The sequence below is a fragment of the Chitinophaga agrisoli genome, assembly GCF_008386695.1.
Taxonomy (GTDB): Bacteria; Bacteroidota; Bacteroidia; order Chitinophagales; family Chitinophagaceae; genus Chitinophaga; species Chitinophaga agrisoli.
Window position 1 is genome coordinate 116,156 of sequence record NZ_VUOC01000003.1, and the last position, 24,256, is coordinate 140,411.

A 24,256-nucleotide genomic window follows, 5' to 3' on the forward strand; every position below is an offset into this window, starting at 1 on the left:
TGTATAGTGATCAGCTTTATCCTCAATAGTAACTCCATTCATACGGATATGCCGCCCGGCATGTTACTGCTGGATTTTATCCGTTATCATCAGCACCTGACCGGTACCAAGATCGGCTGTAACGAAGGCGATTGCGGGGCCTGCACGGTACTGATAGGCTCCCTGCAGGAAGGCCGGCTGCGGTACCGCTCCTTTACCTCCTGTCTTACGCCCCTGGGTAATGCCCACGGTAAACATGTGGTTACCATCGAAGGGATAAACGGGGAGGGGCTGAATCCTATTCAGCAGGCCATGTACGACGAGTCCGCCACCCAATGCGGGTTCTGTACGCCGGGTTTTGTGATGTCCCTGGCCGGGTTTTGCCTGGGGCAGCAGCCGCCCACCGTACAAAACGCCATTACAGCGGTAGATGGCAATATTTGCCGTTGCACCGGTTATAAATCCATAGAACGGGCGGCCGCCAGGGTAGCCCGGCTCTTGCAACAACGGGATGGGGAGCCGCCGGCAGTATTTGCCGCGGAACAACAGCTGCTGCCGGCCTATTTTGCCGGCATACAGGAACGGTTATTGGCATTACAGTTATCCATGAACGGGGAGTTTGAGCCGGCGGATGATGTAACGGCCCATTATATGGGCGGGGGTACGGATGTATACGTGCAAAAGCCGGAGGAGATGAAACAGAAAGCCATCCGTTTTCTTTTTGACCAGTCCCTGCTGAATGGTATTGTCGAGGAAGATGGCCGCTGTGTATTAGGGCCGGCGGTTACGGTCACAGACCTGCAGGAGTCGCCGGTGATGCGGTCATATTTCCCACGGCTGGATAAATACATACGCCTGGTATCCTCCACGCCTATCCGTAATATGGCCACCATTGGCGGTAACTTCATTAATGCATCGCCCATTGGCGATTTTACCATCTTTTTCCTGGCGCTGGACGCCATGCTGGTGTTCAATAGCGGCCGGGAACTGCCTTTACGGCAACTCTACAAAGGCTACAAACAGCTTAACCGGGCGCCCGGCGAGTACCTGACAAAAATCTGGTTCAGGCTGCCCACTGCACAAAGCCGGTTCAATTTCGAAAAAGTAAGTAAACGTACCAACCTGGATATTGCCAGTGTAAATACCGCCATTCATCTGCAGCTGGCAGGTAATGTCATAACTGCCGCGTTGCTGGCTGCCGGCGGCGTAGCCCCGGTGCCCATGCTGCTGCAGAAAACAGCGGCCTATATAACCGGTAAACCGGTAACGGAGAAACTGGTGCACGAAACTATCGCCATGGCGCAAACAGAGATAACGCCCATCAGCGATGCCAGGGGCGCGGCGGAATATAAAAGATTATTGCTAGGCCAGTTGGTCAAAGCGCATTTTATCACCCTGTTCCCGCAACTGCAGGTAGCGGCTGTGTTAAACAATTACGCATGAAGAACGTAGATGCCCGCACGCACCTAAGAGGAGAGTCCGTTTACCTGGACGATATGCCGTTGCTGAACGGAACCCTGTTTGGCGCGGCATTTGGCTCGCCGGTAGCGCACGGGCATATCAATAGCCTGGATCTAACCGATGCGGCGCAAATGCCTGGCGTAGTGCGCATCTTTACCAGCAAAGATATTACCGGCGAAAATCAGATAGGCGGCATTATACCGGATGAGCCGCTGTTTGCAGAGCAGGAAACGCATTTCTGCGGTATGCCAGTGGCTTTTGTCGTGGCTACCAGCACAGAAGCCGCCAGGGCGGCGGTGAAAAAGATAAAGCTGGATATCAGCCCCTTGCCGGTGATCACAGACCCCCGGGAAGCGCAGGCCCAGGGCCAGCTGATCATACCGCCCCGCAGCTTTCGCCTGGGAGATACGAATGCCGCCTGGAATCAATGTACCCATATAGTAACCGGTACCGCAGATACCAACGGACAAGAGCACCTGTACATAGAGACCCAGGGCGCGTATGTGATCCCGCAGGAAAATAACGCGCTCAGGATCTATTCCTCTACACAGGGCCCTACCGCTGTACAGCGGGCGGTATCCAAAGCGCTGGGCCTGCCCATGCATATGCTGGAGGTAGAAGTGACCCGCCTGGGCGGCGGCTTTGGCGGTAAAGAAGACCAGGCCAATACCTGGGCTGCCCTTTGCGCGCTGGCTGCCCACCATTTAAAGAAACCTGTAAAATATGCCCTGCACCGCATGGAAGATATGGCCATGACGGGCAAACGGCATCCCTACTCATCAGACTTTAAAATAGGGCTGGATGCGGAAGGGAGGATACTGGCTTACGAAGTAACATTCTATCAGAATGCCGGCGCTGCGGCAGACCTGTCACCAGCTGTACTGGAACGTACCCTGTTCCATTGCACCAATAGTTATTTCATTCCCAACGTAATGGCAACTGCCTATAGCTGCCGTACGCATTTGCCGCCCAATACCGCCTTCCGTGGTTTTGGCGGGCCGCAGGGTATGTTTGTCATAGAAGCCGCCATTGCAAAAGCAGCAGGTGTGATGGGGGTACCTGCCGCGGTGATACAGCAAAAGAACCTGCACCATACCGGTGATGAATTCCCGTATGGACAGCGGGCGCAGAGCGAAGCCCATGCCTGCTGGGAAAGGGCGGATGATCTGTATGACGCCCCCGCTATCCGGCGGTCCATCAACGCATTTAATAAAACCAACCAACTGTATAAAAAAGGCATGGCTTTTATGCCGGTGTGTTTTGGTATTTCCTTTACCAAAACACTCATGAACCAGGCCCGCGCTTTGGTGCATGTATATACGGATGGCAGCGTGAGCGTTACCACCGGCGCGGTAGAGATGGGGCAGGGCGTAAATACCAAAATACTGCAGGTGGCGGCGCAGGTATTCTCCATTCCGCCGGAGCAGGTAAGGATCCAGCCTACCAGTACCTGGCGTATTGCCAATACATCGCCCTCCGCCGCCAGCGCCACGACAGATCTGAATGGGAAGGCCACGCTGATGGCCTGTACCGCCATCGCGGAGCGTTTAAAAGAAGTAGCAGCCGCCGGCCTGCAGGTAAACGCAGCGGATATTACCCTGCGGGATGGCTATGTATATGTACAAGGCGACCGTACAAACTGGGACTGGAAAAAGCTGCTGATGGAGGCGTACACAAAACGCGTGAGCCTGTCGGAACATGCGCACTATGCCACGCCGGAGATCCATTTTGATGCGGCTAAAGAAAAAGGACATCCTTTTGCCTACCATGTGTATGGTACCGCCATTGTAGAAGTAACGGTAGATTGTTTGCGCGGTACCTATGTGATAGACGCGGTAAAAGTAGTGCACGATTTTGGCGCCAGTATGAACCCTGCTATTGATATAGGCCAGATAGAAGGCGGCATTGTGCAGGGCATTGGCTGGATGACCATGGAAGAGGTGATCTACGATGCCGATGGCCGGCTGCGCTCCAATGCGCTCTCCACCTATAAAGTACCGGATATCTATGCGGTACCTAAAGATATAGAGATCGCTTTCCTGGAAACACAGCAGGATAACCTGGCCATCTTCCGCTCCAAAGCGGTAGGGGAGCCGCCACTTATGTACGGTATAGGCGCCTGGTTTGCTTTGCGTAATGCCATCTATGCCTTTAATCCCCATGCGTCTATACCCTTTACGGCGCCCATGACCCCGGAAAAAGTGCTGATGGCTTTATATTCCAAAACGATGACTGGAACCCCCTCACCACATGAACAAACAGTTACGCACCTGGCAGTTGATAAATGAGGCATTAGAACGGGATCTGCCTGTAATGCTCCTGTATGTGCTGCAAAGCCATGGCAGCAGTCCCGGCCGGCCGGGCTTTTTTATGGCTGTAAATGCTGCGGGCGGCATGGAAGGCTCTATTGGCGGCGGCATGATGGAGCATAAGTTTGTAGAGATGGCCAAAGAGCGCCTGCAACATGCCGCGGAAGAAGACACGATCCGTAAACAGGTGCATAACAAAAACGCCGTAAAGGACCAGAGCGGTATGATCTGCTCCGGCGAGCAAACCATTCTCCTGCACCGGGTATTGCCGGAAGATGCGCCCGCCATACAAAACATAATCGCCTGCCTCCAACAGCTCCGCCAGGGTGGCCTGCAGCTTTCGCCGGAAGGACTGCATTTTGGCGATAGTTTTGCCGCGGGCAAACTGCCTTATTTTGATATGGTATCGGAAGAGGATTGGGTTTACCAGGAAAATATAGGCTATACCGTGCATCTCTTCATCGTTGGCGGCGGGCATTGCGCCCTGGCCCTTTCCCGCCTCATGAACAGCATGGGCTTTTACATACATGTATTTGATGACCGGCCAGAGCTGCATACCGTGCTGCAGAATGAGTATGCGCATGAGAAACATACCCTGCCGGATTACAGTGGGCTTAGAGAGGCCATCCCAGCCGGCAACCAGCACTATGTAGTGGTCATGACCTTTGGTTACCGTACAGATGATATTGCCATCCGGGCATTGCTGGACAGGAAGTTTAAATACTTTGGCGTATTAGGCAGCAAAAGCAAGATTGAGCAAATGTTCAATGCCTATATGGAAGAAGGCATTCCCGCTGCGCAACTATATAACATCTATGCACCGGTGGGTCTGGCTATCAACAGCCATACGCCGGAGGAGATAGCCATCAGCATAGCGGCAGAGATCATCCAGGTAAAGAATCAGGATGAATAGGGAAATATGCATATTTTGCGGGGGAATATCCCCTCATTGAGATGAAACATCCTATACCTTATGTACTCTTGCTGGCCTGCAGCCTTACCTCCTGTTATTCACTTAAGTTCCGGAAAGACAAACAGGATATTAAATGGATCACCAGGCACCAGGCTTTTATCCGTTCGCTGTCAGATAGCGCTATTGCCCTGGCAGGCCCCAAAGGAAAGCAGATAGATTTCGACACCCTTGCCGATGGCAAACTGAAAAAGGATCTTTCCAGGCTGGGCTACAGTGTACACGTGGAATATACAAGCCAGTTTGGTTCTGGAGATAGCATTGCCAGGCAACCGGTGGATAGCATTGTTACTTTTGAACAGACGGGCGTATTATTGGGCGATAGAATGCTGATCCTTGATTTTTCAAAACAACCACGAACCTACCCGGATGATTTTTCAGACATTGGCAATTATCTGTTTATCCAGGTAGCGCCAAAGATCTATTACTACAGGCGCCCCGTTCCCATGATGTAAAACCTCAATCCCGTGTGATGGTGCCGGTAATATACCCGTATGGCGCGCTGGTAGCCATAAATATCTCGTTATTGTTCTGCATGCCAAACTGCTCCAGGTTGAAGGGGATATGGTGGATGTTAGGCATCACCAGGCTGATCTCCTGTACCCGCTCAAAAGCCTCCAGCACGGCTTTACCCATATCGTACAGGGTTTGCTGTACAGAAAGGCTTTTATGTTGTGCAAAGCTGCGCAGCAGGGTGGTACGGATCTCATTAAACAGCGCATTGAAGTCCTGTTGGGGGTTATTATATGACCAGGTGGCCGTACATTGCGTGGCCAGTATGCGGTCGCTGGTTTCTTTAAGGGTAGTGTAGGTATCCCTGATATAATGTTCAAAGGCGGAGTCGGTCGTTTTCAGGATCAGCAGGTCCTGGATACCGGCGCTTACTGCAATATGATCCCCTGCCTGTATGATCTGTGTGGTACGTTTTTCCGGACCGTTGCCGGTATAGGCGTGTGGGTGCGGTTGCCCATCAACCGGTATGCGGCTCCATAAATGTTCCGTAATATCTACCTGTACGCGGTTTATCTGCGGGTTATGCTCCGTAAGATAGTTAGCCAGGTATAGCCCAAATGCTTCAATGGAGGTCTTAAAATGCTCTTTAGCCAGGGCATATACCGTATTTTTCTGGGTATCTGTAGGCAGGATCCGGGTATTATCGCCCATGGTATAGGCTGTTTCAAACGCGCCTTCCAGTGTGGTATTTACAGCTATCTGCCGGAATTCGTGATAGTCTGCATGCCGGATGATCTTTGACAGCTGTATGGCATGCTTCCCATATGAGTTCTCACCCAGTTTGATCTTCATAGCCCTTGTTTTACTTAACTTTAGAGTAACCTAATTTAATCAATTAATTCCAGTATATGTTTGATCTGGCCATCCGTGGTAAAAATATCATAACGCCTGCAGGTTTACAGCAGGCGGTGGTATTGATCAAAGATGGCCGGATAGCAGATGTGCTAACAATGCGGAATGACAGCTGGTCTGCCACCAGTACCATAGAAACAGGCGACAGTATAGTAATGCCGGGTATCACAGACCCGCATGTGCATATCAATGAGCCGGGCAGAACGGAATGGGAGGGTTTTGAGACGGCCACAAAAGCTGCTATCGCGGGCGGTATTACCACATTGGTGGATATGCCGCTTAATGCAAGCCCGGTAACTACTACGGTATCCGCCTTCAAAAAAAAGTTGGCGGCAGCAGCGCCTCAGCTGCATACCCACTGCGGCTTTTGGGGTGGTATAGTGCCCGGTAATGAAAAAGAGGCGCCTGGTTTGATGGCCGCCGGGGTCTTAGGCTTTAAAGCCTTTCTTACACATTCCGGTATTGATGATTTTCCCAATGTAAGCGCAGCAGACCTGGAAAAGGTAATGCCGCTGATAGCCGCGCAGGGCTTGCCTTTATTGGTGCATTGTGAGCTCACAGATAGCGATGTGCCGGCTGTAACAGATGCCCGCTCTTATCAGCAATACCTGGCCTCCCGCCCGGAACGTTGGGAAAACGAGGCCATTGCGCTTATGATCCGTTTATGCGGACAATTCAATTGCCGGGTACATATTGTGCACCTGTCATCTGCCTGCGCCCTTGCGCAGATCAGGCAGGCAAAAGAAAAAGGCCTGCCCCTCACTGTGGAAACGGCACAGCATTACCTGTATTTTCAGGCCGATACCATCCCGGATGGGCAAACGCTGTTTAAATGCGCGCCGCCTATCCGCAATGGCCACAATAATGACCAACTATGGAGCGCCTTACAGGAAGGGCTGATAGATTTTGTAGCCACCGATCATTCGCCTGCCACGCCGGCGTTAAAACAAATAGAAAGCGGTGATCTTAGCAAAGCCTGGGGCGGTATCAGTTCCCTGCAATTGGCATTGCCCGTGCTGTGGACGGCCGCCCGTGCAAGAAGCATACCGTTAACGCAAATAGCCCGTTGGCTGTGTGAAGCCCCCGCCCGCTTGCCGGGACTGGCGCAGCAGAAAGGTAAAATAGCCAAAGGGTATGATGCGGACCTGGTGGTCTGGGACCCGGAAGCCTTCTTCCCGGTTACGGCAGCAGACCTGTATCATAAGCATAAGACCACCCCTTATTTACTGGAAACATTATACGGGGTGGTGCAGCAAACCTACCTGGGCGGAGAAAAGGTATATGACAACGGCGCTTTTACCGCGCCGCATCTTGGAAAGATCATAACACGCTAGCAGATGCAAACCTATTTACAACGCGCGCAAAAGATCATGGACCGCATACAGGAGCTGGCGGCCATTAGCCAAACGGAGCAGGGGCTTACCCGCACCTTTGGCTCGCCGGCCTGGCGGGAAGCCGCGCTTACCATACAAGGCTGGATGCAGGAGGCCGGGCTGCATACCTGGATAGACAATATCGGTAATGTACGTGCCCGGTTAAATAGCCCCGCGCCCGGCGCCAGGACCTTTGTGATTGCCTCCCATATGGATACCGTGGTAAATGCCGGCCGTTTTGATGGCCCACTGGGTATTATTATGGGCCTGGACCTGGTAGCCCAATTCACTCACACGCATACACCACTGCCTTTTCATATAGAGCTTATTGCCTTTAGTGATGAAGAAGGCTGCCGCTTCCATACTACTTTCCTGGGCAGTAAAGTAGTGGCAGGTGGCTTTGAACCCGGCTTACTCTTGCAAAAAGACGCCGCAGGCATTACCCTCATGCAGGCCATACATACCAATGGCGGCAATGAAACGGGATTGCCGGCAGATGCCATACTGCCAGAAGACTGGTTAGGCTATTTTGAAATACATATTGAACAAGGCCCCGTACTGTATAAAAGGAATATACCCGTAGCCGTGGTAAAAGCTATTGCCGGACAGCAAAGAATAGCCATTACCTTCCGGGGTATGGCGGGCCATGCCGGCACCGTACCAATGGATATGCGCCGGGATGCCCTGGGCTGTGCGGCGGAGTTTACACTAGCCGTAGAAAAGATAGCCCTGGCCAATAAGGATAGGATCATGGCCACGGTAGGCAAGCTGGATGTAGTTAACGCCGCCAGCAATGTAATACCGGGAGAGGTATCCTGTACCCTGGACCTCCGCAGCGCAGACGAAAACGAGCTGACTGCCCTGGCGGCCAGTTTGCAACGCTCCCTCGCTGAGATCTGCCAGCAACGGCATATCGATTATGAATGGACGCCCGTGCAGGAAACCCGGCCGGTGCTTACGGATGGCTTCCTGAATACATTGTTGGAGCAGTCCATCACCACCGCCGGCTATGAGGCCCTGCAGCTGGTAAGCGGCGCCGGTCATGATGCAGTGGCTATTGCCGCGGTAGCGCCGGTATGTATGTTATTCGTAAGGTGTTTTGATGGCATCAGCCATCACCCGCAAGAGAATGTGGAGTTAGCGGATATCACGGCTGCCGTGGAAGTAGCAGGTAATTTTATGCAGCAAGTCATCACCCATATTAATCAGCACGTTTTATGGAAATCTCCGCATTAACAAGATCGGTCGTAAAAAGAAGCCATGCCGTTATTTCTCCGGATGGTTATGTAAACAGCGTAGTGCCCGGCTGGACCAATTGCACCGTGAATGTGCTTATCAATGAACAGATGGGCGCCCGGCTTTGCCAAAACCTGGTGACCCTGCAATCCGGCGGCCGTTTAACCGGTAGCACGCGGGAGTCGCAGCTTTTCCTGTATATCATCAGCGGTGGTTGTAAAGTAACGGTAAGCGGGGAAGGGGAGGAGCTGACAGCCGGCCGTTTTGTATACATACCGGTGGGTAAGACCTACCGGCTGGAATGCCGCACCGCCGGTACACAGGTGCTTACGTTCCATAAAGTGTATGAGAAACTGGAAGGTTATGGGATACCATCCGTCATATTTGGCGATGCCGCAGAGATAAGCGGTGATCCTTTTCTGGGCGATCCCGCACTCAGGTTACAGGTGCTATTGCCAGACAATCTCACTTTTGATATGGCAGTGAATATTTTCACCTACGATCCCGGCGGCCATCTGCCTTTTGTGGAAACGCATATCATGGAGCATGGCCTGCTGTACCTGCAGGGGCAAGGGGTATATATGCTGGACCAGGAATGGTACCCCATCAAAAAAGGAGATGCCATCTGGATGGCGCCTTATTGTCAGCAATGGTTTACAGCCATGGGTAAGGAGCCGGCCGTGTACATCTATTACAAGAACATTAACCGGTTCCCTACCACGGTATAATAATGGGCATATGACCTTAACTGTACTTAACCAGCTGCCATTACCGGAACTACAGGAAACGCTGCGCCGTTGCTGTGGCGCTACCGCCTGGGTAGAAAAAATGTGCGCCCGTTTTCCGCTAAAGGATACAGATGAGCTGTTAGATGTTGCAGACATCATTTGGCGCAATTGTACGGAAGCAGACTGGAAAGAGGCATTTACCCATCACCCGCAGATAGGCGATCTGGCCGCCCTGCAACAGCGGTTTGCAGATACCGCCCAATGGGCCGCAGGGGAACAGGCAGGGGTAAGCCAGGCGCATACCGGTATATTGCAGGCCCTGGCAGCAGGCAACCAGGCATACCTGCAAAAGTTCGGGTATATATTCATTGTTTGTGCCAGCGGCAGATCCGCAGAAGAAATGCTGCAGTTATTAACAGCCAGACTGCCGCATAACCCCGAAGAAGAGATTTTCATCGCCATGCAGGAGCAGGCGAAGATCACCCGTATACGTTTAGAAAAATTATTGAGCATATGAGCCAGATAACTACGCACATTTTAGACACCAGCCGGGGAGAGCCCGCGGTGGACGTCACTATCTTCCTGTACCAGTATCAGAATAATGAATGGGAAGCCATTGGCGGGGGCGCCACTAACGAAGATGGCCGGTTGCCGGATATGGTGGGCGACGATGTATCCCTGCAGGAAGGTACCTATAAGCTGAAATTTGCCACCGAAGAGTATTACGAAGGCCTGGGCATCAATACCTTCTTCCCCTTCGTGGAGGTAGTGTTTTACCTCATGCCCGGCGAAAATTATCATATACCCTTACTGTTAAGCCCATACGGGTATTCTACCTACAGGGGCTCCTGATCGGTCATCCGGAAAACAATCCCATGCAACTATCCATCAACGAAAACGAACAGGCCCGCCTGTTAACTACCCTGGGCGAAGCTAACCGCCGGTTCCAGCAAACCTATCCCGGCGACAGGACAGACCGTCAGCCGGTGCATACCGTATATGGCGGCGCCAACCTGTTTAAGGCAGATACCTGCCTGAAAATGGGGGAGATCGCCCTCAGGAACCTGCAAACCTATTCCCCCAATTTTGTAGTACTGGCAAAAGTGCTGGAGCTGGCGGGGCATGAACATTTGCCCCACCTGGAAAATGAGATCTTTACCCTCACGCACAAACTGGATAATATGCCGGCAGCAGCCCGCAAACAGGAGCCTGCCTGGCTGGCCTATACCGTGTATAACAAAATTGTGCGCAAGCTGCAGACAGAACCGGTAGAGGATTTCCGTATAGATTTTGAAGACGGTTTTGGCAACCGTCCCAATGTGGAGGAAGACGTCACCGCCATTACCGCCGCGCAGGAACTGGCTAAGGGAATGCAGCAGGGAACCGTATCGCCTTTTATTGGGATACGTATCAAACCCTTTACAGAAGACCTGAAACATCGTGGCGTCCGTACCCTGGACCTGTTCCTCACCGCCCTGCTGGAAGCTACCAATGGCGTACTGCCGGCCAATTTTGTAGTGATGCTGCCAAAAGTCACTATACCGGAACAGGTAACTACGCTGGTACGATTATTTGAGCTGCTGGAAAAGGCCCACCAGCTGCCGGCCGGTACGTTGCAAATGGAAACCATGGTAGAGGCCACACAGATCATTATGGATGAAGAAGGCCGCAACCCGCTGCTCCGTATCATCAAAGCCAGCGAAGGCCGTTGTATAGCCGCGCATTTTGGCACCTATGATTATACCGCCTCCTGTGGTATTACCGCCAGGTACCAGACCATGGACCACCCGGTTTGCGATTTTGCCCATCATATGACCAAAGTGGCGCTGGCCGGTACGGGCATTTTCCTGTCAGACGGCGCTACCAATGTAATGCCCATAGGCCCGCACCGGGGCGAAGACCTTAGCTTTGAACAGCAGGCAGAGAACCGGGCAGCCGTACACCATGCCTGGCGTATGGGTTTCCACCATACCATGCACTCCCTCATCAACGGCTTTTACCAGGGCTGGGACCTGAACCCCGCCCAGCTGCCCATGCGCTATGCCGCTACCTATAATTTTTTCCTGGGCAGTTATGACGATGCCGTATTCCGCCTGAAGACCTTTGTAGAACGGGCCGCTATTTCTACCCTCACAAAAGATATTTTTGATGACGCCGCTACCGGTCAGGGCCTGCTGAATTTTTTCCTGAAAGCTATGAACTGCGGCGCCATTGCGGAAGAAGAGGCGCTGGCAACAGGCTTAACATTAGAGGAAATACGGAGCCGTTCTTTTTACCGGATATTGGAAGGAAGGCGAAAAAAATAATATTATCTTTAACGTCTTCGCTGACCGCTATTCAAAATTACATATGCACCTATCCAACGGCACGCTGCCGGAAACCACGCATAAGAAACTCGCCGGACTGGATCATTTACGGGCCCTGGCCATTATACTTGTCTTCCTGTGCCATTACCGCATGTTTGGGCATCCAAACTGGATCAATGACATTGGCGGTTTCGGATGGACCGGCGTGGACCTGTTCTTTGTGCTAAGCGGTTATCTCATAGCAGGGCAACTGTTTAACGGTATCCGTCAGGGTAAAGGTGTATCGTTGAAGGAGTTTTACCTGAAACGTTTCTTCCGTATTCTTCCGGCGTATCTGGTGGTGCTTACATTGTATTTTTCGATTCCTGCGTTTAAGGAAAGGGAGGGGCTTTCCGCCTTATGGAAATACCTCACGTTTACCCAGAACTTTGGGCTGGATCTGCGCCAGATACATGCGTTTACGCATGCCTGGTCGCTTTGTATAGAAGAGCAGTTTTACCTCTTCTTTCCCCTGATCATTTTGTTCTTTACCCGCTTAAAACAACCCAAGTGGGGCTTTTATTTGGTGCTGGCGCTTATTTTAGGCGGCCTGGCTATCCGCACCTACAGCTGGTTCCATTTTGTAGCGCCTATGCAGGGGCAGGATGGTGTGGGCCAGTTATGGTTTAAATGGGTGTATTATCCCACCTATGGCCGCCTGGATGGATTGTTAACAGGTATTATCATCGCTGGTATCTTCCAGTTCCGGCCGGTCGTGAAGGAGCGTATGACCCGGCATGGTAATGCGGTATTGCTGGCCGGCCTGGCGCTTATCACCGTGTGTTATTTTATGTGCAATGGCAATATGATCTCTATAGAAACTTCCATTATTGGTTTTCCATTGCTGTCTATTGCCTATGGGGTGATGGTGGTAGCAGCGGTGAGCCCTTCCTGTATATTGTATAAGATCAACGCAAGGGTAACGGGTGTGATTGCTACATTATCTTACCCCATTTATTTAAGTCATAAAGCGGTGGTTAATTTAACGCAGCAATGGGTAGCACAGTGGGGGATGGATATTGCGCCTGATGGGGTGGTGATGTTTGTTATTTGTATGATCACGGTGGTATTGGCAGGTGCAGTGCTGCATTGGATAGTGGAAAAACCGTTCTTGCGGTGGCGGGATAAGGTGTTGAAGAGGAAGGTGGTACCGGTTGCGGCAGAGGTTAGCGTTGGAGATAACAAAATTGCTGTTTGAAGAATTGGGTGAGATATTGGAATTGGGGTATATTTGTATAAATGTATTGATAATGAATGAGAATGATATTGCCTATAAGCGAGCACTGGAATCAGCACAGAACGCGTTAAAGAAAAAAGTGACAAAAGAGGAAGCATTGAGTTCGTTTATGAGAGCCGGCATCCTTGATAAAAATGGAAACTTCACGGAGCCATATAAGGAGTTGGCAAAAGTGTTTAAGTTCCATCGTTAATATTTGATTCCAAAAAATATTGTCATTGAATGTATGATGTTAAGCCCAATCTCATCATCGGTTTCCACGGCTGTGATGCAGATGTTTGTAACGCCCTCCTGAATAATCCGAATAGTATTAAAATCAGTAGAAAGCCTTATGATTAGCTCGGCTACGGAATGTATTTCTGGGAAAATAATTATGACAGAGCCTTACAATGGGCTATGGAAAAAAAGAAGCGAGGTGCAATTAAACAGCCTGATGTGATTGGCGCTGTTTTACAGCCTGGTTATTGCTGTGATTTTTTGGAAACTAAATTTATTGAGGTGCTTACCAGCTATCATAAAATGATGGCATCGCAGTATCAAGCTTTAGATGTGAGAATGCCAGAGAATAGAGATTTACCTCATGACCGGCATAATGATAGAATTCTAAGATTGCTGGATTGTGCAACTATAGAGTTTATGCACGCGGAAATATTAAATGAGGTAAAAAAAGAGGTTAACAAAAGAGGGTTCTCAGAGAACAAGATCTTCGACTCCACCAGAGGTGCTTTTATAGAAGGAGGCCCTGCATTTGAAGGTGCGGGCATCTTTGAAAAAACACATATCCAGATATGCATCCGCAACCTGAACTGCATTAAAGGCTTTTTCTTACCCAGAAAAGAAATCGACTACATCAGCTGGCTGGAGGAGGCTAATCAGGGGATGAAAGAGGTTGTACTCTAACCTTCATTTGCCCATCTCCCCCATTTTTCGTAACTTCCCTTCACTTCTTTTGACCACCACTGGTTTCACCAATAATTGAGCATCTCCCAAGCGCATGTAATCCTTTCATTACATACCAACTACTACTCCAATGAACACATATCGCCTGTAAAAAGGCCCTTCATATCATGGTGCTGTTACAACAACAAATACCTGTAACCATTTAGCATGGCTCACAAGTAAACGCCTCTATTACCCACCCCAAAAACACATCCCATGAAACATGCTATACGCGCAGTTGTTCATTCCCAAAACAACTTTCTAAAACTGCTGTTATTATTGCTGCTACTAATGCTGATCCCTTACGCCGCTGCCAGGGCGCAAACCGGCGTCTCCTTCACCGTAAATACGTTAGGTGATGAAGAAGACCCGGATGCCGGCGAGATCGGCGATGACGGCCATTGTGATGTAGATCCAAACACGCCCGGTGATCAGTGCACTTTCCGCGCTGCCATCCAGAACCACAATGGCAACCGCAACCTTGATCACAATTTCATCTTCTTTGAGATCCCCAATGCGCCGGAAGCCCCCGGAACGGGTAATAACATCATCACGATAGGCGCCACGGGATTGGGCGCTTTGCCTTCCGTATTAGGGTCCGTGACCATAGATGGTATCAACCATGCATCCCCCAATTCATCCCGGATAGAGATAGACGGTTCCATGGCCGGCGCTACGGCCATTGGGCTACAATTACTGGGCGGCAAAGATGAGATTACCTTCCTGGTGATCACAAAGTTTTCTTCCCATGGCGTCTTTATCGCCGGTACCCCGCCGCCTGGCGAAGGCGGGCATCTGCTGCAATCCCTATACATTGGTACAGACCAGGCGGGCGCTAACGATAAAGGCAATGGCGGCGATGGTATATTTATAGACAATACCCCCGGCAATACCATTGGCGGGGTAGGGGTGCTGGGCAATGTGATTGCCGCCAATAAAGGATATGGGATCCGTATCCTGGGCAGGGATCAGTCAGAGACGGGGCAACCCAATGGCGCCCATGATAACAGGATCTTTGGTAACAAGATCGGGCAGGACTTTACCGGTAATACAGAGCTCGCCAATGAGCAAGGCGGCATACTGAACCAGAATGCGCCTGTTAATACGATAGGTGGCGCCACACCCGGACAAGGCAACACCGTAATGGGTACTAAGACCGGCATATGGGTAGAGGGCAGTTTGTCGAAGGGGGTGCTGGTACTGGGCAATTTTGTAGGGAAAGACGGAACGGTGGCCAAATTCACCGCGGGTATCCGTACCCGGGCAGGTGAACAGCTAAGCGTTCAGGGAAATATCCTCACAAACATTGATTCCGTAGGCATAGATATTTTCCTGGATGCCAATGGTAATTACAATATCCTGAAAAACAAGATCACCGGCAAAGCTAAAGTAGGCGCCAAATTTACATTTGGGCCGGGCCGGGTGATACAGGTGAACTATTCAAATAACCTGAGCTTTGGTAATGATGTGGGATTAGACATCAATGAATCGCTGAACGGTACCATTAACTGGCAGCTGGTAGGGGATACCGCTATGAACGGGCAAACCGGAGCTAACCTGGTGTTCCGCGCGGCAGGTACCAAACAGTTGAGCAATAACCACTGGGAAGCCAATGCCAGCATAGGATTTAAATACCTCTGCGATTTTGCGCAGGGCGTAACCGCCGCCATTACTATCAATGGGGATGTATACGCAAAGAACGGGGCAGAAGGGTTCTCTGGTAAAGTACAATTGCAAACACAGGCCACGCTTACTTTCAGGCTGTTAAAACTGAGTGGCAGTGAAAATGGCAAGGATGGTATGACCCTGGGCCTGGCAGCTACCGGCGGCGCCAGGGGGGATGTGTTGCTGGGGGGCGGCACGGATCTTTCCTTTAACCTGGGCGCAGCCCTTCGCCTGCAGGGAGAAAAATCAAGCATTGACCTGTTTAAGGTATCTATAGAAGACCTGGATGCACACGGCAATAAGGACCGGGATGTGGTATTCTACTTATTTGACATCAAGCTGGGCAACAGTTTTGTCCGCAATACCATCACGGATAATGTTGGTACCGCCATTGTGCTGGACGGCAGCAGTGAGGCCAGGATAGACAGCAACACCATTACCAATAACGGCGGCGCTATACAGCTAAGGGACTTGGCCACCGCTACTATGGGCCGGAACACCATTTCCGGCAACGCTAAGGGCATTATGCTGGCAGGCACAGGTACCGGTTCTCCCATAAGCGCCAATAGCATCTTTAGTAATACGGGGTTGGGTATTGACCTGGGTAATGATGGCGTTACCCCAAACGATGCGGGTGATGCTGATACCGGGCCTAATAACCTGCAGAATTTCCCGGTGCTGACAGCTGTTAATACAAGCGGAGGGAACACCACTATCCAGGGCACACTTAACAGCATGCCCAATACCGCTTATAAGCTGGAGTTCTTCTCTAATGCTGCCTGTAACCCCGCAGGTTTTGGTGAAGGACAGACCTTCCTGGGCAGTGAGACCGTAACAACCAATGCCAGTGGCGATGCCCCTTTTTCGGTGGTGCTTACAGGCGTAGCGCTGTCCCCCGGGGCGGTGGTGACCGCAACGGCCACTGACCCTGCTAATAATACCAGCGAATTCAGCGCCTGCTTATCAGGTGGTAATGTGCAACTGGCAGATTTGGAACTGACAAAGGCCGCTAATAACACCACGCTAAACTTGGGAGCGCCGGTTAGCTTTACCTTGCAGCTGGTTAATAAAGGACCGTCCAATGCCAGCGGCGTAGTGGTAAGGGACCTGTTGCCGGCGGGTATCAGCTTTACTCAGGCTAGCCCTTCCACCGGCACTTATAATAATGCTACCGGTCAATGGCTGGTAGGCACTGTTAACAATGGTGCACAGGCTGCCTTAACAATTACGGGCACGGTCACACAAATAGGTACGATCACTAATACAGCGGAAGTAACAGCCAGCGGCCTGCCGGATCCGGACTCAAAACCGGACAATGGCATTATTACGGAAGACGACCAGGATAGCGCCACCGTCACCGTACAACAGCAAAACAGCATAGAAGCACAGATAGTACAATTGGGCGTACAGGTGAACGCGCTGGTAGCCAGCGGAGATCTTACCCGCCAGCAGGGCGATATCCTGAATGCATTACTGGGCGCTGCGCTGAGGTTTTACAGGGATGGCAATCCACGGGCAGCCATTGGTACCCTGCAGGTGTTTATTGGCGTGGTGAACGTATTTACGCGTATCCGCAATTTCCCCAACTTCCACCGCTTGTCAAGGGCAAAAGGCAGGGAACTGACCCGCAGTGCGGAAAAGATCATTGCCGCCATACGGGCTGCCATACCGCCGGCATCACCGGTGATGGATAATGGCAGAAAGCCGGAGCTGGTACTGGAGGGTACTGGGAACGGTGTGCGGCAGTTCGGGAACTACCCGAACCCCTTCCGTCAGTACACCAATATCATCTTTGAACTGCCGGAGGATACGAAAGTACGCTTAACGGTATTTGACCAGCATGGCCGGATCGTAACGCAATTGCTGAACACCCGGCTCACCGCCGGCAGGCATCTTGTTCCATGGCGGCCAGGCCATCTGCCAGCTGGCATGTACCTGCTACGGCTGGATACGGATGATGGCGGTCAAACGATTAAGATGATCTATACAGAATAATGAAAAACCCCTATCAGTCAGCCCGGGGGGCTGGCCGGTATCTGCCGGCCGGCTCCCCTTTTTCCATCCCACTTTAACATAGCCTTAAGAATAGATTTTCTACCTTTTGGAGCACCCCCTTGCTCAAATTAAACCCTTATAAAATGAACTTCAACAAGATCAACAACATCTCTGGCTGGATCGTGTGTTTGATGGCGTGTGCGGTTTACCTGCTTACCATGGAAGCTACCGGTAGCCTATGGGATTGCGGTGAATTTGTAGCCGCCTCTTACAAGCTCCAGATTCCTCATCCGCCCGGCGCGCCGCTATTTGTACTATTAGGCCGCCTGTTCTCCATGTGGCTGCCGCCCGCGCAGGCTGCCCTGGGCATTAACGTCATGAGCGCCCTGGCCAGCGGTTTTACCATCCTGTTCCTTTTCTGGACCATCACCTATTTTGCCCGCAAACTGCTGGTAAAGGATGAGGCCATGACCCGCGAACAGGTATGGCTCATAATGGGCGCAGGCGCCGTTGGCGCGCTGGCTTATACATTCTCAGACTCCTTCTGGTTCTCCGCTGTAGAGGGAGAGGTGTACGCCATGTCATCCCTGTTTACCGCCATGGCTTTCTGGGCCATTCTCCGGTGGGAGCGGGAGGCAGATCAGCCGCATGCGGATCGCTGGCTTATCCTTATTGCTTACATTATCGGCCTGTCCATCGGTATCCACCTGCTAAACCTGCTCACCATACCGGCCATTGTAATGGTATATTATTTCCGCCGTTACAAACCTACAGTTAAAGGGTCGCTGCTGGCCTTTATAACAGGTTGCGCCATTACCGGGGTAGTGCAGATAGGGTTTATCATCTACCCGGCCAAAGCTGCCGGCAGTATGGATGTATGGTTTGTAAACTCTCTGGGTATGCCCTTTAATTCCGGCGCGCTGTTCTTTATAGCCTTGATGGCGGCCGCCCTGATCTGGGGGATCCGCTGGGCGCAGCGCAAAGGCCGTTATTTTATAAGACTGGCATTGCTGTGCACTACCTTCCTGTTCATCGGATACGCTACTTATATCACGACCCTTATCCGTTCCAATGCTAACCCGGGCATTGATATGTTCAATGTAGATAACCCTGTTACGCTAAAAGGTTACCTGGGCCGTGAGCAGTATGGCGATTTTCCGCTGCTGTACGGACAGGTGTTCACCGCAAAACCTACGGACTATAAAGAGATCGGTAATATTTACTCCAAAGGCGAAAAACGTTATGAGATCAGTGGTAAGCGTTATGAGCCGGTATACGATAGTAAAGATATGATGCTGTTCCCCCGTGTATGGGATAACAGCAACGACCAGGGACATGTAGACGCCTACCGCCAGTGGCTGGGATTAGCCCAGGGCGAGCCGCCTACTTTTAAGGATAACATTAAATTCTTTATGGGCTACCAGGTGAACTTTATGTACCTGCGTTATTTCATGTGGAATTTTGTAGGCAAGCAGAATGATATACAGGGCTTTGGCAATGTACGGGATAGTAACTGGGTATCCGGTATCCCCATCATAGATAACCTGCTGTATGGCGATCAGAGCAAGCTGCCGGATAGCATCCGCGAAAGCAAAGCACATAACACCCTGTTCTTCCTGCCGCTGATCCTGGGTATTATGGGATTCCTTTTCCATTATAAAAAACGGCGGAAGGACAGCCTCGTGGTTGGCCTGCTCTTCTTCTTTACAGGGCTGGCGATCGTCTTGTACATTAACCAGCCTGGTAGTCAGCCAAGGGAACGGGATTATGCCTATGTAGGCTCTTTTTATGCCTTTGCTATCTGGATAGGGCTAGGCGTGCTGGCCGTACATACCTGGTTAAAAAGCCGTACACGTTTTGCCTATGTATCGCAGCTCTCTATTATTACCTGCCTGCTGGCCGTACCGGCATTAATGGCTTTCCAGGAATGGGATGATCATGACCGTTCACATAAAGTGCTGGCCCGGGATATTGCCCGCGATTACCTGGAGTCCTGCGCGCCTAACGCCATCCTGTTCACCGCCGGGGATAATGAGACCTATCCGCTATGGTATGCGCAGGAAGTGGAAGGTATACGCACGGATGTACGCCTGGTGCATACCAGCCTGCTGGGCGCTGAATGGTATATCCAGCAGCAACGGCGGCAACTGAACAAAGGGCTGCCTATCAGTATGACCTGGTCTATGGACCAGTATACCGGGGATAAGCATAATTATGTGATGTACCACGATGCCGGTATCTTCCCGCAGGATAAATTCTATAACCTGGAAGAAGTATTGCGGTTTATGGGTAGCGATGATCAGCGTGCGCAACTACTGATGACCAGCGGAGAATATATGAACTATCTGCCCTCCCAGCAGCTGTTCCTGCCGGTGAATAAGTCAAAGGTATTGGCCAATGGTACGGTAGCCGCGGCAGACAGTGCGCGTATTATGTCACAGCTTACTTTCCGCCTGAACAAAAATTCCCTGTTTAAGAACGATATAGCCCTGCTGGATATCATCGCCGCCAACCATTGGGATCGCCCGGTTTATTTTGCCAACCCCGCTATTCCCGCCGGTTTGGGTATGGGTGACTACCTGCAGCGCGAAGGGCTTACCTATCGCCTGGTACCCATTTCAGATAAGGACTCTAATGTGGCAGTAACAGACGGTATACCGGTAAGGACGGATAAGGCTTATGATAACATGATGAATAAGTTCGCTTTCTGCAGCGCAGATGTGAAAGGCGTATACTTTGACGAACCTAACCGCAGCATGCTCATACAGCTGCGCAACGCATATGCCAGCCTGGCCATTGACCTGGCTGCCAAAGGAGATAAGACCCGTGCGCTGCATGTGCTGGATACGATGAACCGTAACATACGGGAAGATAATATCCCTTACGGCATGACCTCCCAGGGTAATATCCATAACATGAACGCTATGCAGGTAGCTTACGCCTATTACCTGGCCGGCAACCCGGAAAAAGGCAATGAGATCTCACAAAAGATCATCAAAGATTGTGAGCAGCAGATAGCCTACTATCAATCCCTGTCGCCTTCGCAGCTAAGCGGCGATATGCAGCAGGATTACCAGCGGGCCGCGGAATATATTATTCCGCAGCTGCAGAAGATGAAAGCAGCCTTTGATCATAAAGATGGAAAATTGTTATAACTGAGTACTCAGATCAAAATAAAAAAGTCCATAGNNCTATGGACTTTTTTATTTTGATGAAGATATTATCTATTTCCGCAATAATGCCGCAGCGCACCACAGCACAGGCGCTTGTCCGTGCAGGTCGCCGGTAATACGGCCACGGTCCAGGTAGTATTGATGGTCGTTCTTTTTATTGGTACCCTCACACACTTCGCGGATATCATTGTTGTCATTCAGGTAAGTGATCAGCGCCAGCCATCCCTTACGGGCGGCGGGGCCGTAGGTGGCGGCATTCAGCCAGCCATTTTTTACCCCGGTGATCATGGCAAAAGTGAACATACCGGTGCAGGAAGTTTCCGGCCAGGCAGTAGGATCGTCTATCAGCTGCCGCCACATGCCGTCCGGCGCCTGGTATTTAAGCAGGGAGGCCATCATGGTCTGGTAACCCTTCATAATACGCGCGCGGTCAGGATGGTCTTTAGGTAAGGAGCGCAGCAGTTCGCTCATACCGGCTGCCATCCAGCCATCGCCACGGCCCCAGAAATAAGGTACATCCGGCGCATGGTAAAAAAGGCCGTTAGGCTGCTGCAGGGAGTCCAGGTACATCACCATCTCTTTGGCGGCGCGGTCTATATACTTACGATCGCCGGTAGCGCGGTAGGCCTGTGCCTGTACGGCGGTGATCATGAACATATCGTCTATCCACAAACGGGTTTGCCAGGTATACCCCTTATCGTACCACACCTGGGATTCTGCATTAGCGCGGGGTCCTTCCGGTGGCCCCCATTGTTTATCCGCCATCTGTTGCCCTAAGGTCAGGTATTGCTGGTCTTTGGTCTGCATATATAATTCCAGCGGTACTGCGCCAAACACGGTATAATCCACATGGTCCGGTTTGGGGACCAGGGAAGCCTCTGCGCCAAACAGGGGGGTAAAGCGCTGCGCCAGCTGCTCCACCATTGCCTTGTTGCCGGTTTCTTTGGCAAATGCCAGTGCGCCATACCAGGCGCAGGTTTCCGGGTAAATAATAATATTCTTACGGGCATGCGGGCTGCTGATAAAGCGGTTAGCTACCCGGTTGCCAATCTCTTCCGGGGTGCTGCCTTTGGGAAAATGGCTCAGGTCTGCCGATGCTTTTTTGGATTGTGCATGGGTTACATGAACAGGTGCTGTAAACAGACAAGCTGATGCCAGCAGATAAAAAAGGGTTTGCTTTTTCATATCGTGGTTCGTATTAGAAGATTCCTAAGATAATGCCTCCTGCTAAAAGAAATCGATGTTATTTTAGCTTATTTAGCAAATAACTTAACCTGCAAATAAACCATGCACATACGAATAGAAAATTTATTAAAGATCAGAATTTGACAAAATAGAAATAATTTTTCGAGTAAATTTAAACAACAACTTCAGAGACACAGACTGGTTATTGAAAACCCGGCATCAAAACCTTCCGCACATGGGGGCTGTCCCCTGTTGGCGCCCTGGAATGAAAGCCCATTGAAAAGAAGCACATGTTTGTTGATAACGTTAATGAGAGGATCCGTCCGGCCAAAAACGATCAGATGTTAACGGATGAAATACAGGAAAATGCCTATAAAGAAACCCAGCTTTTCAACAGTATTGCGGCAGGAAATGAGTCTGCTTTCCGCGAATTGTTTGAAATGTACCGGGAACGGCTCTTTATTTTTGCCCGTCAGCTGTCGCATTCTACCGTAGAAGCAGAAGAAGTAGTGCAGGACATCTTCCTGAAATTATGGGAGAACAGGGCCCACCTGTCGGAAATCAGCTATCCTAAAAAATACATCTATACCATGGCGCGTAACCGCGCCCTTGACCTGCTGACCAGCATTGCCCGCAATAAAAAAGCCGTACAGATGATCTGGGCCAATATATCCGCCTCCAATAACCTCACAGAGGAGCTCTTGCAGGCCCAGGAAAGCCAGCAGCTCATCTATAAGGCCATTGCGCAGCTGCCGGAAAAGAAACAGGCCATTTTCTGGCTAAGCCGGCGGGATGGGTTAAGCCACCAGGAGATAGCCCAGCAGCTGGGTATTTCCGTTCAAACCGTGAAGAATAACCTGACGGATATATTAAAATATGTGAGGATCTACCTCTCCGGGCATTCGGAGTTGCTGACCGTAGCTATCTGCCTGTTAATGAATGGCTGAAAATTTTTTTTATTTTTTTCCGGTACTTCTTCCCCTGAAAACAGTCTGTACTTTATTATAAGACCTAAATCACCGCCGGATGAGGAGTGGAAAAGCCGACCGCTTAACCTATTTGTATACGCAATATATCAATGGATTATGTACTGAAACTGAATTACAGGAGTTTTTCGAGCTGGTAAGCGAGCCTGGTATGCAGGAAACGCTGCAGGAGCTGGCCGATAAACACCTGGAAAACATCCGGCCCGGAACCCTCCAGTCAGCTATCGACTGGGATTATATGTACAACAGGATCGTGCAGCCGGCGCCCGCTCAAAACCCAGGCGTAGTAAAACGGCTGTTCTCCCGCTGGTATAGGATCGCTGCCGCTGCCGCCATCCTGGTGGTCATTAGCAGTACCGTATTGCTGGTGTTCTACCGTCAACCAAACGATAAAATAACCGGCAATAACAGCAGGTATAAGAATGATATACCGCCCGGTGGCAGCAAAGCCGTGCTTACCCTGGCGAACGGCGCAGCGCTGCCGCTGTACAATAGCAACTATTCACAGGCGCAGACGGAGTACATACATATGTTTAAGTTGGATAGTGGTGAGCTGGCATATAGCGCTAAAACCCGGGCAGCAGGCTACCATACCCTGTCTACGCCACGCGGCGGGCAATTTCGCCTGGTATTGCCGGATGGCAGCCGGATCTGGCTCAATGCGGCGTCATCCATCACCTATCCTCTTGCTTTTACCGGCAGTGAGCGTAAGGTGGCTGTTAGCGGAGAGGTATACATGGAGATAGCAAAAGATGCGGCACGGCCCTTTAAAGTAACCGTAAATGGTATAGAGATCACGGTGCTGGGTACGCGTTTTAATATCAATGCCTACCAGGATGAGGATATAATGCGCACCACCTTGCTGGATGGCAGAATACGGGTGCGGCGCGGTACAGATAGCTGGGTGCTGCAGCCTGGCCAGCAGATGCAGCTGAGGCAGGATAACGATTTTCAGCTGGCCATGGATATAGACACCGCTGCTGTTATCGCCTGGAAAGATGGCCAATTCTCCTTCAACGATGATGATATAAGCGCCATTATGCGCCAGGTGCAGCGCTGGTATGATGCGGAGGTGGTTTATGAGAACAGGGCGCCGCAGCATTTTGTAGGCACTATCCCCCGGGATGTGCCTGTATCTAAATTATTGACCATGCTGGAGCTCACGGGGCGCCTGCGCTTTAAGATAGAAGGTCGTAAAATAACCGTTACGCAGCCATTAAATTGATGAGATAAAAGACACAAATGATTATTCACCTTTAAATACGAGCTGTTAATGTAGAAAAAACCAAAGCGCCATACCCGTAGTAAGG

General features: G+C 51.0%; 19 protein-coding genes. 17 read left to right on the forward strand and 2 right to left on the reverse strand.

What is annotated here, in order from left to right:
• Positions 1-6 precede the first annotated feature (6 nt).
• The 4 genes from F0L74_RS15770 to F0L74_RS15785 are packed head-to-tail and all read left to right on the forward strand — an operon-like array spanning position 7 to position 5,174.
• Positions 7-1,422: an FAD binding domain-containing protein gene (locus tag F0L74_RS15770; protein WP_188316033.1), complete on the forward strand. Its 1,416-nt coding sequence runs from the start codon at positions 7-9 to the stop codon at positions 1,420-1,422.
• Positions 1,419-3,728 carry a xanthine dehydrogenase molybdopterin binding subunit gene (locus F0L74_RS15775; protein WP_149838874.1) on the forward strand — a complete coding sequence of 770 codons (2,310 nt, stop codon included), beginning with the start codon at positions 1,419-1,421 and terminating at the stop codon, positions 3,726-3,728. The genes F0L74_RS15770 and F0L74_RS15775 overlap by 4 nt, the downstream gene beginning before the upstream one ends.
• Positions 3,691-4,662: an XdhC family protein gene (locus F0L74_RS15780; protein WP_149838875.1), complete on the forward strand. Its 972-nt coding sequence runs from the start codon at positions 3,691-3,693 to the stop codon at positions 4,660-4,662. Before F0L74_RS15775 ends, F0L74_RS15780 begins: the two co-directional genes overlap by 38 nt.
• A gap of 41 nt (positions 4,663-4,703) precedes the next feature.
• Positions 4,704-5,174: a hypothetical protein gene (locus F0L74_RS15785; protein ID WP_149838876.1), complete on the forward strand. Its 471-nt coding sequence runs from the start codon at positions 4,704-4,706 to the stop codon at positions 5,172-5,174.
• Between the two features lie 4 nt (positions 5,175-5,178).
• On the opposite strand, the gene pucL is transcribed toward F0L74_RS15785, so the two are convergent.
• A complete protein-coding gene (gene pucL, locus F0L74_RS15790) occupies positions 5,179-6,024 on the reverse strand; it encodes a factor-independent urate hydroxylase (protein WP_149838877.1) in 846 nt (281 codons plus the stop codon).
• Positions 6,025-6,080: 56 nt separating this feature from the next.
• Between pucL and allB the strand changes: the two genes are divergently transcribed.
• The 11 genes from allB (at position 6,081) to F0L74_RS15845 (ending at position 20,757) form a co-directional block, all read left to right on the forward strand.
• Complete coding sequence (gene allB / locus F0L74_RS15795; protein ID WP_149838878.1) at positions 6,081-7,418, forward strand: allantoinase AllB; 1,338 nt, start codon at positions 6,081-6,083, stop codon at positions 7,416-7,418.
• 3 nt (positions 7,419-7,421) lie between these two features.
• The gene (locus F0L74_RS15800; protein WP_149838879.1) at positions 7,422-8,693 is read left to right on the forward strand and encodes an allantoate amidohydrolase; all 1,272 of its coding nucleotides are present in this window, start codon (positions 7,422-7,424) and stop codon (positions 8,691-8,693) included.
• Positions 8,675-9,421 carry a (S)-ureidoglycine aminohydrolase gene (gene allE / locus F0L74_RS15805; protein ID WP_149838880.1) on the forward strand — a complete coding sequence of 249 codons (747 nt, stop codon included), beginning with the start codon at positions 8,675-8,677 and terminating at the stop codon, positions 9,419-9,421. Before F0L74_RS15800 ends, allE begins: the two co-directional genes overlap by 19 nt.
• 10 nt (positions 9,422-9,431) lie before the next feature.
• Positions 9,432-9,938: a 2-oxo-4-hydroxy-4-carboxy-5-ureidoimidazoline decarboxylase gene (gene uraD / locus F0L74_RS15810; protein ID WP_149838881.1), complete on the forward strand. Its 507-nt coding sequence runs from the start codon at positions 9,432-9,434 to the stop codon at positions 9,936-9,938.
• Positions 9,935-10,273, forward strand: coding sequence for a hydroxyisourate hydrolase (gene uraH / locus F0L74_RS15815; RefSeq protein WP_149838882.1), 339 nt, complete (start codon positions 9,935-9,937; stop codon positions 10,271-10,273). Before uraD ends, uraH begins: the two co-directional genes overlap by 4 nt.
• Before the next feature lie 23 nt (positions 10,274-10,296).
• Positions 10,297-11,727: a DUF6986 family protein gene (locus F0L74_RS15820; protein WP_149838883.1), complete on the forward strand. Its 1,431-nt coding sequence runs from the start codon at positions 10,297-10,299 to the stop codon at positions 11,725-11,727.
• Positions 11,728-11,770: 43 nt separating this feature from the next.
• Positions 11,771-12,964 (forward strand): acyltransferase family protein, encoded by a 1,194-nt coding sequence (locus tag F0L74_RS15825; protein ID WP_149838884.1) that lies wholly within the window; start codon positions 11,771-11,773, stop codon positions 12,962-12,964.
• A gap of 52 nt (positions 12,965-13,016) precedes the next feature.
• Positions 13,017-13,196, forward strand: a complete 180-nt coding sequence (locus F0L74_RS15830; protein ID WP_149838885.1) for a hypothetical protein — start codon at positions 13,017-13,019, stop codon at positions 13,194-13,196.
• A 203-nt stretch (positions 13,197-13,399) separates the two neighbouring features.
• Complete coding sequence (locus F0L74_RS15835) at positions 13,400-13,903, forward strand: hypothetical protein (protein ID WP_213086997.1); 504 nt, start codon at positions 13,400-13,402, stop codon at positions 13,901-13,903.
• Positions 13,904-14,158: 255 nt separating this feature from the next.
• On the forward strand, positions 14,159-17,602 hold the full coding sequence (locus tag F0L74_RS15840; RefSeq protein WP_149838886.1) for a right-handed parallel beta-helix repeat-containing protein: 3,444 nt from the start codon (positions 14,159-14,161) through the stop codon (positions 17,600-17,602).
• 143 nt (positions 17,603-17,745) lie between these two features.
• Positions 17,746-20,757 carry a glycosyltransferase family 117 protein gene (locus tag F0L74_RS15845; protein ID WP_149838887.1) on the forward strand — a complete coding sequence of 1,004 codons (3,012 nt, stop codon included), beginning with the start codon at positions 17,746-17,748 and terminating at the stop codon, positions 20,755-20,757.
• Positions 20,758-20,826: 69 nt separating this feature from the next.
• Here F0L74_RS15845 and F0L74_RS15850 read toward each other — a convergent pair whose 3' ends face one another.
• On the reverse strand, positions 20,827-21,960 hold the full coding sequence (locus F0L74_RS15850) for a glycoside hydrolase family 88/105 protein (protein WP_149838888.1): 1,134 nt from the start codon (positions 21,958-21,960) through the stop codon (positions 20,827-20,829).
• 290 nt (positions 21,961-22,250) lie between these two features.
• On the opposite strand from F0L74_RS15850, the gene F0L74_RS15855 reads away from it, so the two are divergent.
• Positions 22,251-22,907, forward strand: coding sequence for an RNA polymerase sigma factor (locus F0L74_RS15855; RefSeq protein ID WP_149838889.1), 657 nt, complete (start codon positions 22,251-22,253; stop codon positions 22,905-22,907).
• 79 nt (positions 22,908-22,986) lie between these two features.
• Positions 22,987-24,171, forward strand: coding sequence for a FecR family protein (locus tag F0L74_RS15860; RefSeq protein WP_149838890.1), 1,185 nt, complete (start codon positions 22,987-22,989; stop codon positions 24,169-24,171).
• Positions 24,172-24,256: the final 85 nt, after the last annotated feature.

Excerpts from the sequence above, each read along its gene's own strand:
- F0L74_RS15775 (WP_149838874.1), top strand. The coding sequence starts at position 1,419 with ATGAAGAACGTAGATGCCCGCACGCACCTAAGAGGAGAGTCCGTTTAC.
- F0L74_RS15780 (WP_149838875.1), top strand. The coding sequence starts at position 3,691 with ATGAACAAACAGTTACGCACCTGGCAGTTGATAAATGAGGCATTAGAA.
- F0L74_RS15785 (WP_149838876.1), top strand. The coding sequence starts at position 4,704 with ATGAAACATCCTATACCTTATGTACTCTTGCTGGCCTGCAGCCTTACC.
- pucL (WP_149838877.1), bottom strand. The coding sequence starts at position 6,024 with ATGAAGATCAAACTGGGTGAGAACTCATATGGGAAGCATGCCATACAG.
- allB (WP_149838878.1), top strand. The coding sequence starts at position 6,081 with ATGTTTGATCTGGCCATCCGTGGTAAAAATATCATAACGCCTGCAGGT.
- F0L74_RS15800 (WP_149838879.1), top strand. The coding sequence starts at position 7,422 with ATGCAAACCTATTTACAACGCGCGCAAAAGATCATGGACCGCATACAG.
- allE (WP_149838880.1), top strand. The coding sequence starts at position 8,675 with ATGGAAATCTCCGCATTAACAAGATCGGTCGTAAAAAGAAGCCATGCC.
- uraD (WP_149838881.1), top strand. The coding sequence starts at position 9,432 with ATGACCTTAACTGTACTTAACCAGCTGCCATTACCGGAACTACAGGAA.
- uraH (WP_149838882.1), top strand. The coding sequence starts at position 9,935 with ATGAGCCAGATAACTACGCACATTTTAGACACCAGCCGGGGAGAGCCC.
- F0L74_RS15820 (WP_149838883.1), top strand. The coding sequence starts at position 10,297 with ATGCAACTATCCATCAACGAAAACGAACAGGCCCGCCTGTTAACTACC.
- F0L74_RS15825 (WP_149838884.1), top strand. The coding sequence starts at position 11,771 with ATGCACCTATCCAACGGCACGCTGCCGGAAACCACGCATAAGAAACTC.
- F0L74_RS15830 (WP_149838885.1), top strand. The coding sequence starts at position 13,017 with ATGAATGAGAATGATATTGCCTATAAGCGAGCACTGGAATCAGCACAG.
- F0L74_RS15835 (WP_213086997.1), top strand. The coding sequence starts at position 13,400 with ATGGAAAAAAAGAAGCGAGGTGCAATTAAACAGCCTGATGTGATTGGC.
- F0L74_RS15840 (WP_149838886.1), top strand. The coding sequence starts at position 14,159 with ATGAAACATGCTATACGCGCAGTTGTTCATTCCCAAAACAACTTTCTA.
- F0L74_RS15845 (WP_149838887.1), top strand. The coding sequence starts at position 17,746 with ATGAACTTCAACAAGATCAACAACATCTCTGGCTGGATCGTGTGTTTG.
- F0L74_RS15850 (WP_149838888.1), bottom strand. The coding sequence starts at position 21,960 with ATGAAAAAGCAAACCCTTTTTTATCTGCTGGCATCAGCTTGTCTGTTT.
- F0L74_RS15855 (WP_149838889.1), top strand. The coding sequence starts at position 22,251 with ATGTTTGTTGATAACGTTAATGAGAGGATCCGTCCGGCCAAAAACGAT.
- F0L74_RS15860 (WP_149838890.1), top strand. The coding sequence starts at position 22,987 with ATGAGGAGTGGAAAAGCCGACCGCTTAACCTATTTGTATACGCAATAT.